Raw genomic sequence first — 12000 nt, 5'->3', positions numbered from 1 at the left:
CAAATTTGCAATACAATGTATTTTGTTGTCAAGGGCTGTATGAGACAATATATCATCAATCCTAAAGGGACAGAGCAAACACTTCAATTTGCGATAGAAAACTGGTGGATTACTGATTATTTGAGTTATCACAATCACATACCATCAAGCTTTTATCTGCAGGCAGTTGAAAACTCAGAAGTTATTGCCATTGACAAAAACCTTTTAGAGGCATTACTACTTGAAATTCCTAATCTTGAAAGATACTTTAGAATTGTTACTCAAAAAAGTTTTGGCGCAATGCAAATGCGCATCAAATTCTTATTTACAATGTCAGCCGAAGAAAGATATCATCACTTTAATGACCATTTTCCAGAATTTGTTCAGCGCGTTCCTCAATATATGCTTGCCTCCTATCTTGATTTTTCTGCAGAATTTATGAGTAAAATAAGAGCTGGAAAACTCTGAGTTGAATTTCTTGAAGTAGTTCAAGTTTTTAAAAGCATACAATGCCCACCTTTGTAATGAAATTTTAAAACACAAAAAAATGAACTCAAGAATCGTTATCCCGCAAGTTGCTCCAGAAGCATATCAAGCCATGTTAGGTTTAGAAAAATATATTGCTTCTACTTCTCTATCTCCTGTACATAAAGAGTTAATAAAAATTAGGGCATCACAAATAAATGGTTGTGCTTATTGCATAAACATGCACACTGCAGACGCGAGAAAGCTGGGTGTAACCGAACAACGCATTTATCTGCTTACTGCTTGGCGTGAAGCTGATTTTTACAGTGATGAAGAAAAAGCAATATTAGCTTTAACAGAAGAAATAACATTAATAAGCAATCACGTTTCTGAAGAAGTATATCAAAATGCTGCTAAATTATTTGACAAAAAATATCTAGCAGAAATCATTATGGCAATCATTACTATTAATGCCTGGAATCGAATTGGAATTGCAACCGATATGCGTGCAGAATAATTTATAAGGATAAAATTTACAAGCAATTTACTATTACAGGCCCTTCTACAAGAGGGCCTTTCTGTATATCACTGGAAATCAGAATGTGAATTTTCTTTTTTCTGAGATTTTTGAAAAACAGGTATTTATACGCTTTTGTAAGAAATAAAATTATTTATTTTTGGCGCATGATTCCAAAAAAAATACAAATTACCTTTTATACAATTTTCATTTTTGTATTTTTTTTTGCGTGCCAAAACAAGAAAAAACCGGTAGAAAAAATTGCAAGCAATAAAATCGAAATAGAAAAAACGATTCGTTCTGCCGACTTCTTTTATAAAAACAAACAGTTAGACAGTGCATTTTATTTATACAATAAGGCAAGAGCAAATAGCAACCTGAAAGACGATGTAAAGAATTATGTTTATTGCATGTACTATATGGCCGAAATTCAGCAAAAACATGAAGATTTTGTTGGCAGTACAAAAACAGCAATTGAAACAATTCCGTTTTTAAATCAAATAAAAGACTCTAATTATATCTGGAATATCTATAGCGTATTAGGAAGGAATTATTTTTATACCTACGATTATCCAACTGCAATTTATTATTACTCTAAGGCATTTTCTTTAAAAATTGACAGGATAAATAAACTTGAAGCAAAAAACAATATCGCTGTCATTTATATAAAACAACATAAGTTTGAAAAAGCGCTTCCTATCTTTCTTTCAATAAGTAAAGAGAATATTTTAAAAGATAGTCCTGAAAATTATTCCAAAATACTAGATTACATAGGATACTGCTATTACAAACTAGAAGATCCAAGAGCGCTTTCGTTTTTTAGAAAGAGCCTAAAAATAAAGTCTCAAGCAAATTATTTAGAGGGCTTAGGCAAAACCTATTATAATCTTTCTCAATTCTATCAAAAAAGCAAAGCTGGTTTAGCAATGAAGTACGCTAAATTAAGCTATAAAAACTATACATTATCAGGTAATATAGATGAGCGATTACTTGCTTTAAAATTTATAATAGAAAATAGCCCTAACGTCGAATCAAAAAAAAATATGCTTATTTATACAAGTGCAATAGATAGCATTTTTGAAGTAAGGCAACAAGCAAAAAATCAATTTGCAAAAATTAAATATGACACTAAAAAAGAAAAAGAGGAAAATCTAAAATTAAAAGCTCAAAAAATTAAAAATGAACTTCAGTTAGCAAAACAAGAAAACAGTAATATTATTTCCTATATAGTAATCATATTTGCATCTGCCCTAATCGTTTTCATTTATTTTTTTCTGACCTCACGAGCTAATCGTCAAAAAATAGAAGCAACATATCAAAGCGAAACTAGAATCTCAAAAAAATTACATGACGAACTTGCCAATGACATTTATCACACAATGGCATTTGTCGAAAATAGAAACATTTCTACTCAAGAAAATAAAAATCATCTATTAAAAAGATTAGAAGATATTTATTCTCGAACAAGAAATATTTCAAAGGAAAATACTCCAACAATAAGCAATCAAAATTATATAGTTTTGATTAAAGAAATGATTTCTGGTTTTAATACATCAACCACAAATCTTATGATAAATGGTTTGGATACCATTTCATGGGATTCTATTGACAGAATTAAAAAAATAGCTGTTTATCGTTCTATACAAGAATTACTTGTAAACATGAAAAAACATAGTGATGCGAGTTTAGTTGCACTAACTTTTAAAGAGCTCGACAATAGTATAATAATTAATTATACCGATAACGGACGAGGAATCGATATAAACAAAATGGTTTTAAAAAATGGTTTACATAATATTGAAAATAGAATTCATGCCATTAAAGGCGAGATAAATATTCATTCAGATTTTGGAAAAGGTTTTAAAGTTTTAATTAAATTTCCAGCATAATGATTAAATACTTGCTCAACTTTTTTCGAAAAAAAATCTTCCTTTTTTGCTTGTTAATCTCTATTATAGGTTTAGCATTATATTATTCTACACCTATTTCTTGGGCAAAAAGCCTTAAAATAAATCACACCAAAACCGATCACTCCGTCGAAATTAAGCAGACGATGGACAAGGCAAATGCTTTTTGGGATTCTGGAAAAACCGACAGCGCCATTTTTTATTTCAACAAAACACAATCACTATGTGTTCCAATAGAAGATTATGCAGATGATTATGTTGGCTCTTTAAACAATAGTGTAGAAATCTTGCAGCGAAATGGCGATTATTATGAAGCCGAAACTAAACTTATAAAAGCTTTTCCTTATTTAGATAAGACAACAAATGTTAAGTATGCTGTTAATGCTTATACATTTATGGCTTATCATTACTACTATACTTATGACAACGAAAAGGCTTTGCATTATCATAAAAAAGCATTAAAAAAAGCCGTATCAACGTTTAGAAAAGCACGAATATTGTCTGAAATTGCATTTACCTATATGCAACAAAAAAAATATCAAGAAGCAGTAAATTTATTAGAACCACTTGTAAAATATAAGATTGAAGATAAAATAACCCCTTCGAATACAAATATTCAGCGTGCATCAATATTATATAATTTAGGTCTTTCTTACCTAAGACTTGGAAATCATAAAGAACAAGCTTTTAAGTGTCTTAACGAAAGTTTAGAAGTGACTCTTACATTAAACGATGATTACGAGCTAATTGGAAATTATTATGCTTTTTATCTTTATTATTCAAAATACAACAATCCAGAATTAAAGAAAATCAATGCAATAAAAGCTTACAATTGCGCTAAAAAAGCAAAATCGATAACAAATCAAATCAATATGCTGACTGGACTTATTGAGGCCGATGATGCTGAGAATTCAAAAAAACATTGGAAAGTTTATAGTAGAATGATTGACAGTCTTGCTGTTAGCAGAAAAAAAGCGAAAAATCAATTTGCTGATGCTATATATAATTCAAAAAAAGATAAAGACGAAAATTTAGAACTCAAAAACCAAAAAGCAGAAAAAGAATTAGAATTACAAAGGCAAAAAAACAGAAGCTACATTTCTTATGTTGTAATTTTTGTCAGCATTGGAAGCTTAGTCTTCATCATTTTTTATGTAATTACGAAAGGCAGAAAGGAAAGCAATAACGAAGTTTTTAAGAATGAAATGCGTATTTCTGAAAAATTACAATTTGAACTTGAAAAAGACATTGACAAAATTTTATCCTTTACAGAAAACTACAACCTCGAAGAAGAAGAAAACAAAGAAAAATTTTTATTCTATTTAAATAACATTTACTCCAAAACCAGAAATATTTCTCGAGAAAATAGTGAAATCGCTACCAACGAAAATTTCGAAAAAGATCTAAAAGAAATGATTTCTGGATACACCAACCAAAAGCTAAATATAATTGTAAACGGTTTAAATGCTTTTTCATGGAAAAAAATTGACCGCGTAAAAAAAATTACTGTTTCTCGTGTTCTTCAGGAAATCCTTGATAACATGAAAACACTGAATGACGCATCTCTAGCGAGTATAACGTTTAAAAAAGAAGAAAGAAACATTCAAATAGTGTATATCGATAATGGCAAAAAAATAAGCTCTGAATATTTTATTTTAGAAAAAAGACTACAAAATGTGGAAAACCGTATTAAAACAATAAAAGGAACTCTTAATTTTGACAAAGAATCAGAAAATGGTTTTAAAATAAGTTTCAAATTTCCAATATAAGACAATTATGTTTAAAAAAGTTTTAGTTGCCGAAGATCTAGACAGTATTAGTATCGCAGTTGTTCAAGTTCTTGAAGAGTTACAAGTTCCAGTAATTCATCATGTTAAATATTGTGATGAAGGCTTACTTAAAGTAAAAAAGGCATTGGCTGATAAAGAACCTTACGATTTATTGATTACAGATTTATCTTTTAAATCTGATCATAGAAAAGTAGATTTAACCAGCGGAGATGAACTTATTGAAGCAATAAACAAAGTACAGCCAAAACTTAAAAAGATTGTTTTTTCTATAGAAGACAAAAGCTACAGAATAAAAAATCTTTTTAATGAATTGGGTATTAATGCCTATGTCACTAAAGGTAGAAACAGTATTGCCGAATTAAGAAATGCTATTGAAAGTACATTTAACAATGAAGAAAAAATACTTTCTTCAGATTTGTCGTTCAATTTTAATGACAAATCTTTAATTGAAATTGAATCATATGATATTTCTATTCTAAAACTTTTATCTCAAGGATATATATTAGAAAGTATTTCTAGAGAGTTCAAAGATTCATCTATCACTCCTAACGGAACAAGCAGTATAGAGAAAAGAATCAACAAACTAAAAATTTACTTTAAGGCCAATAATAATGTGCATTTAATAGCAATTGCAAAAGATTTCGGACTGGTGTAATTTTTATGGCGCTTTACGGATTCCCGTAAGGATTACACTGTTTATACTGCTAAATTTGTGATAATCTATTAACCTACCATGAAACCAAAAAGTAAAGCGAGTATTGTATTCTCTAGAATTAATACTACACAAAATAAAATAGTTATGAAAACAATGTTACTTTGCCTTTTTTTATCGATAAGCTTTGCCTTTGTTTCTGAAAAAACGGGCTGGTTGGAAATTGACTGGAAAATGATTTTTATTCCAGCATTGTTAGTTTTACAAATTATAATTATTGGTACTGCCTTAAAAAATCGATACAAAAAGCACTAATTTATTTTAAGATAGGCTTAATTATTGCAGGAAGAGAGGTTTTAATCTCAGTTCCATTAAATTTTTTCATGAAAAGAATTCTCTGCCTTGTCTTACTATTATTTACATTTTTATCTTTTGCACAAACCAAAGTCCTATCATGGAATATAGAAAACTTTGGAAAATCGAAATCTGATATTCATCTAGAATATATTGCCAAAACAATATCTACTTATGATATAATTGCAATTCAAGAAGTTGTAGCTGGAAATGGAGGTGCACAAACTGTAGCAAAACTTGCATCAATACTTAATCAAAAAGGAAGCAAATGGGACTACAAAATAAGTGATCCTACTTCTAGTAGCAGTTATAAAACCGAGCGGTACGCCTTTATTTGGAAAACTCACAAAGCCAAATTGAAAAACAAACCTTGGCTAGAGAAAAAATTTAGCGTAGAAATTGACCGGGAGCCCTATTTTGCCACGTTCGAAATTAACAAAAAGACAATCACTCTTGTCAATTTTCATGCAATAACTAAAAATAAACAACCCGAAACCGAAATCAAATATTTTAAATTTTTACCAAACGAATATCCTGATTTAAATCTCGTTTTCTTAGGTGACTTTAATTGTCCTGAAAAACATTCTGTTTTTAATCCGTTGAAAAAAATGGGATATGATTCTGTATTAAAAAATCAAAAGACAACTTTAAAACATACATGCAAAAACAATATTTGTCTTGCTTCAGAATTTGACAATATCTTTTATAAGACATTGAATCTAAAAGTAAACAATTCTGGAATTATTAAATTTTATGAAGATTTTGATTCTTTACAAAGTGCAAAGAAAATATCAGACCATATTCCGATCTGGGTTGAGTTTTCTTTAAATTAATTATGTTTTAAGTTTCTTTTTTCTAGCAGCAGGAAATAAAACATTGTTCAAAATCAATCTATATCCAGGCGAATTCGGATGTAAATCTAAAACCGTTGGAGGATCGCCAACCTGGTGCTGAAAATCTTCTGGATCATGTCCTCCAAAAAAAGTAAACATTCCTTTGCCTTTTTCTCCATGAATATATCTTGACTCGCCGTTTAACTCGCAAGTCCCCATAATTAAGATGTTCGATTTTATTAATGAAGAATCAAATGAAGTCGTTTGTCCCATAAAACCTTTTACCAATTGTGTATGGTTTTGGCATAACATACTCGGAATAGGATCCCATTTTGCAGAAAATTCCATTAAAGTAAAATAATCCTTATCCATTGGTATTCGCCTTTTCGTCGTCATATCAATATCCGAAAACTCATATACTTCTGGCCTTCTTTCTAAAGTAAAATTTTTAAAAGCAAAAGAATTATTATAATTTAATTTTGACTGATAATTAGATTCACTAGGATCTCCGTCAAACATAGCTTCGCAAATATCTACTCCATCTGCAGCAAGTGCAATATCGAAACTATCTGTCGCAGAACACATGGCAAACATAAAACCACCTCCAATTACAAAATCTCTAATTTTTTTAGCAACTGCTCCTTTTTCCTGAGATACTTTTGCATATCCTAGTTTTACTGCCAAAGCTTCGGCATCTCTCTTTTGATCGATGTACCAAGGCGTATTTTTGTAAGCAGCATAAAATTTTCCGTATTGTCCAGTAAAATCTTCATGATGCAAATGAAGCCAATCGTACATTAATAATTGATCACTTAAAACTTCTTCATCATAAATTGGGGTAAAAGGAATTTCGGCGTAAGTTAGAACTAGCGTTACGGCATCATCCCAAGGTTGTTTCCCTTTTGGAGTATAAACGGCAATTTTAGGTGCTTTTTCTAAAATTACAGATTCCATATTTTGAGAAGGACTCGAAATCTCATTTAAAATAGAAGCTTGTTCGCTATCTGAAATTACTTCAAAACTTACTCCTCGTATTTTACATTCTTTTCTAATTTCATCAGCATCAGGAAGTAAAAAAGAACCACCGCGATAATTTAAAAGCCAGCTCGCTTTATAATCCCTGCTCAAACACCAATAAGTAATTCCGTATGCTTTTAAATGATTTTGCTGCGTCGATTCGTCCATCGGAAGTAAGATAAACGAAGCTTTAGCATTAAATGTGATCAATAGTATAAAAAAGTAGAATAAAGTCTTATTCATCAGAAAATTATTTTAGTAAAGATATAAAAGCCATCAGCAAAAAAAGAACACTTAGAATCTTTTCTGTTGAATATAGAATGTTAAATAAAAAAGCTTCAAGAAAATTGATTTTCAAACAATAAAAAAACAGGTAAAAACACCTATAATTTGGAAGAATATTCTCTATACATTTGCTATCCCAGGTTCATAAAACTAATCGCTGTAAAAAAAAACCAACTATGAAGTTTAATGAAAGTAATAACCAGCAAAAGGGTCTGAATATAATTCAGAAAATAGGACTATGTGTTCTTGTAATAACAATCATATTATATTATGTGCTGTCAATTCAGTTTTTGACAGCATAATATTTTAAATTGTTAAAACTGCCAAATCATTTTGAATAGCGTAGACAACCAAACCGGCGATATTTCGCGATTCTGTTTTAAGCAATAAATTGTTTCTGTGTCCTTCGATTGTTCTTGGACTTAAAAAAAGATGTTCTGCAATTTCTGCAGTAGTTTTCTGCTGGCAGATTAATTGCAGAATTTCAATTTCACGAGGTGAAAGGAAATTCGTTTCTAAACCGCCTCTGGCATTTTTAGGAGAAACTATTGTATCTTGAATTGTTTTTAAGACATTTTCGTTATAATAGAATCCTTTTTTTGCAACCTCATTGATTGTAAGAATCAAATCTTTTGGAGTAGTATTTTTAATTAAGTATGCTACAGCTCCGACTTGAATCATATTGGCAATAAATGATTTGGTATCGTAACTAGTCAATGCAATAATCTTAATGTCGGGAAATAGTTTTCTAATAATTTTTGTGGCTTCGACACCGTTTAAGATTGGCATCTTTAAGTCCATTATTATTATATCTGGTTTAATTTCTCTTTCATTTAATTGAGAAATTAGCTCGTCACCATTTGAAGCCTCAAAAATAACATCAATATTTTCTTCTCTTTGCAATAAAAAAGAAATTCCTTTTCGAAACAAAATTTCATCATCGACTAGAGCAATTTTAATAGCAGGATTCATCTTATTTGTTTTTGGTCGTTTATTTGGTTTATCGAAATTACAAAATATGAATTAGAAAAAGTCTAAATACCCTATTTTATTGACCAAAAAGCTTCATAAAACACATAATTTGACCTAAAATGTAAAATTTACAACAATACCGTGATTAATTTCAGAGTTAATTTCAATTGTTCCTTGCAAAAATGATATTCGGCTATCGATATTTTTCATTCCTAAACCTTTTTGATTTTCGGCATTCGAACTATCAAAACCAACTCCGTTATCTTTGTAGTCACAAGTATTTACTCCATCTTTAGTAGCAAAAGAAATCCATATCTCAGATGCTTTTCCATGACGAATCGAATTATTCATTAATTCTTGTAGGATTCTAAAAACATGTAAATGTCTGTCTATTTCTTTCTCATCAAAATCAATTTCATTTTTATAATATGTTTTGACAGATTTACTAGATTCAAATTCTTCACACAATTCCTCGATACCAGCATTTAAGCCAAATTTTTCGAAAACTGGTGGCAATAAATTATGCGCAATTTTTCTAGAATTATCTAATGCCTTTGTTGTTAAAGCTATTATATTTTCTGTAATTTCTGCTGTTTCAGCCTCTGTAAGGTTTGGAGCTGTAAGCAAATGACTGTTTAAGGAAACAATGTTTAATTTTGAACTAATATCATCATGAAGATCTTGCGCAATTCTTTTGCGTTCTTCCTCTTGTGTAACGATAATAGCATGTAGCTGTTCTTTTTGATATCGAAGTATTAAATCTATTTTCTCTAATTCTTTCTGAATTATTTTTTTTCGAGAAAAGTAAAAGAATATTATTAATGCGACTGCAACAATTATAAAAAACAGAGAGATATATAATATTATAGCAACTAATTCTTTTTCGGGGATTGAATTGGAGTTCATAATCTACGTTTAATAATACAAATTAGTTTTGTAAACCTTTTTGTGAAAAACTAACTTTCCATTCATACAAAATAAACAGATAATAAATGATATTCAAAAATGCATTTAACTGCCAACTCAAATATTTTAGATCATTATTTAAGACCGACGTTAAATTACCTATAATATACAATACTGTACTTGAAAGCAAGTATAGCATTATACCCATATTTACATAATAATAGGTCTTGTTTTCTGTGAGCATATTGTAGAAATGTATCAATGCAAAAACAACTATTAGCAACGATGTCAAAGTAATTTCAAACAAATTAAATTTTAAAAATTCTTGTGGCGTCTTAATAAATTGTATTGTCAGTACAAGCAGAGCAAGAAAAAGGCTAATTTTTACAAATTGCTTTTGAATTTTAATATGTAGAATCGAATTGTAAAATAAACCCAGTAATATCATTTGACCAATAAAAAAACTATTGACCAAAAACAAGTTATTCATTTTTAGCGAATACAATATTTCCATTGAAATTTGTATAAAAAAGATAAATGCTAAATAAGAAACTAAGAAAACATTAGCTTTTCCCTTTCGGAAAAAGCTAAATGAATATAATATTAGATCAATTAATAAAATCAAATAACCTGAATATATTAAAAAATCATCCATTAAAAAGTATTGTTTAATTAATATGGAGGACTTGGACGTGAACCATCGTAAACTACTTCTTCAGCAGCTTCGTCGCCATTTAGTCCATCAGCTTTACCATAAACATTTATGTATTTACCAGTTTTCTCATCATATTGGGCTCCTACGAAAAGTAATGTTTTTTCTTTTTGATCGTTAATTCCAATATAAGCCCAAACAGCATCTGTGTCAAGCTCAAGTACTTTTTTCAAACTTTCTCTTGGTACTAAGAAAGCTTTTACTTTTTTCTTAGCATCTTCAACGCTTTGATCATCTTGATATCTTTGCTCCCACTCGTTTGCAGTAGCTACAGGAATCTGAATAGGTCCTGGAAAAGTTTCTTCATTCATAATTTAAAATTTGTTAATTGGTTAATAATTAAAAAAAAATAATAGTTTATAATTGGTTTAGCTAAACTACTGATTTTTATTCTACAATTAACATAAAAACATAAAAAAAGCCTTAATAATAAGGCTTTTTGTTTTATTAAAACGGAACATCGCTATCATCATCGTCATCATTTAAATTACTTCCGAAGGCTTCATTAGCCGAAGGCAGGTTATTAGTAATAAATGAATTATCATCATGATTCATTTTTGACGGCAAATCATCATAATTACCTGAAAAATCATCAAGATTATCAAATTTTCCTAAGTGTCCTAAAAATTTCAAACGAATGTTCTCAATACCACCATTACGGTGTTTTGCGATCATAATTTCAGCTTGGCCAGCAGTTGGAGAAGCTTCTTCATCATCCCATTCTTCAATTTTGTAATATTCTGGTCGGTATAAAAACGAAACAATATCGGCATCTTGCTCAATCGCTCCAGATTCACGAAGATCCGAAAGCAACGGTCTTTTACTAGAACCACGCGTTTCAACGGCACGCGATAACTGAGAAAGTGCAATAACAGGAACGTTAAGTTCTTTTGCCAAAGCTTTTAAGTTTCGAGAAATTGTCGAAATTTCCTGCTCACGATTTCCTCCTCCTTTAGCATTTCCTCCTGCAGTCATCAACTGCAAATAATCTATAATGATAATTTTAATACCATGTTGCGATGCTAAACGACGGCACTTTGCTCTTAAATCGAAAATAGAAAGCGAAGGTGTGTCATCAATAAACAAAGGTGCTTTCTCTAAATCTTTCACTTTAGTACTCAACATTGTCCATTCGTGAGCCTCTAATTTACCTGTACGTAATTTTTCTGAAGACAAACCTGTTTCAGAAGAAATAAGCCTCGTAATTAACTGAACAGATGCCATCTCTAGAGAAAACAAAGCCACTCCATGTCCATATTGGATCGCAATATTTCTGGCCATAGAAAGTACAAATGCCGTTTTTCCCATCGCTGGCCTCGCCGCGATAATAATTAAATCACTCGGCTGCCATCCAGAAGTTAGCTTATCTAAATTATGAAAACCAGTTTCTACACCACTTAATCCTTCTTTTTTAGAAATTTCCTCAATTTTCTTTTTAGCTTGTAAAACTAAACTCTGTGCGGTTTCAGAACTACGCTTGATATTTCCTTGTGTAACTTCGTATAATTTAGATTCAGCTTGATCCAATAAATCAAAAACGTCAGCACTTTCATCATATGATGCTTCGATAATTTCTGAAGAAATTCTAATTAAACTTCTTTGAATAAATTT

The 12000-nt window shown here is 30.1% G+C and carries 11 protein-coding genes; 6 read left to right on the top strand and 5 right to left on the bottom strand.

What is annotated here, in order from left to right:
- From B3J44_RS05740 to B3J44_RS05715, 6 genes are all read left to right on the top strand, one after another.
- Positions 1-447: Crp/Fnr family transcriptional regulator (locus B3J44_RS05740; protein WP_286966712.1), on the top strand; the 447-nt coding region annotated here is incomplete at its 5' end.
- Between the two features lie 79 nt (positions 448-526).
- The gene (locus tag B3J44_RS05735) at positions 527-961 is read left to right on the top strand and encodes a carboxymuconolactone decarboxylase family protein (protein WP_286966711.1); all 435 of its coding nucleotides are present in this window, start codon (positions 527-529) and stop codon (positions 959-961) included.
- 167 nt (positions 962-1128) lie between these two features.
- Entirely contained in the window at positions 1129-2850 is a 1722-nt protein-coding gene (locus tag B3J44_RS05730) for a tetratricopeptide repeat-containing sensor histidine kinase (protein ID WP_286966710.1), read from the top strand.
- 50 nt (positions 2851-2900) lie between these two features.
- Positions 2901-4637, top strand: coding sequence for a tetratricopeptide repeat-containing sensor histidine kinase (locus tag B3J44_RS05725; protein ID WP_286966708.1), 1737 nt, complete (start codon positions 2901-2903; stop codon positions 4635-4637).
- A gap of 7 nt (positions 4638-4644) precedes the next feature.
- Positions 4645-5313: a response regulator gene (locus B3J44_RS05720; RefSeq protein ID WP_198858136.1), complete on the top strand. Its 669-nt coding sequence runs from the start codon at positions 4645-4647 to the stop codon at positions 5311-5313.
- A gap of 380 nt (positions 5314-5693) precedes the next feature.
- Positions 5694-6497, top strand: coding sequence for an endonuclease/exonuclease/phosphatase family protein (locus B3J44_RS05715; protein WP_286966706.1), 804 nt, complete (start codon positions 5694-5696; stop codon positions 6495-6497).
- Here the strand turns inward: B3J44_RS05715 and B3J44_RS05710 are convergent, their stop codons facing one another.
- The 5 genes from B3J44_RS05710 to dnaB form a co-directional block, all read right to left on the bottom strand.
- Positions 6498-7757 (bottom strand): asparagine synthetase B, encoded by a 1260-nt coding sequence (locus B3J44_RS05710; RefSeq protein WP_286966704.1) that lies wholly within the window; start codon positions 7755-7757, stop codon positions 6498-6500.
- 348 nt (positions 7758-8105) lie between these two features.
- On the bottom strand, positions 8106-8771 hold the full coding sequence (locus B3J44_RS05705) for a response regulator transcription factor (protein ID WP_278020611.1): 666 nt from the start codon (positions 8769-8771) through the stop codon (positions 8106-8108).
- Positions 8772-8885: 114 nt separating this feature from the next.
- On the bottom strand, positions 8886-9677 hold the full coding sequence (locus B3J44_RS05700) for a sensor histidine kinase (RefSeq protein WP_286966701.1): 792 nt from the start codon (positions 9675-9677) through the stop codon (positions 8886-8888).
- A gap of 672 nt (positions 9678-10349) precedes the next feature.
- Complete coding sequence (locus B3J44_RS05695; protein WP_286966699.1) at positions 10350-10700, bottom strand: hypothetical protein; 351 nt, start codon at positions 10698-10700, stop codon at positions 10350-10352.
- A 136-nt stretch (positions 10701-10836) separates the two neighbouring features.
- On the bottom strand, positions 10837-12000 hold a 1164-nt coding region (gene dnaB / locus B3J44_RS05690; protein ID WP_286966698.1), incomplete at its 5' end, for a replicative DNA helicase.

Source organism: Flavobacterium sp. UBA4854 (genome assembly GCF_002399805.1).
Lineage (GTDB): Bacteria > Bacteroidota > Bacteroidia > Flavobacteriales > Flavobacteriaceae > Flavobacterium > Flavobacterium ginsengisoli.
This window is presented reverse-complemented; position numbering and strand designations above follow the sequence as displayed.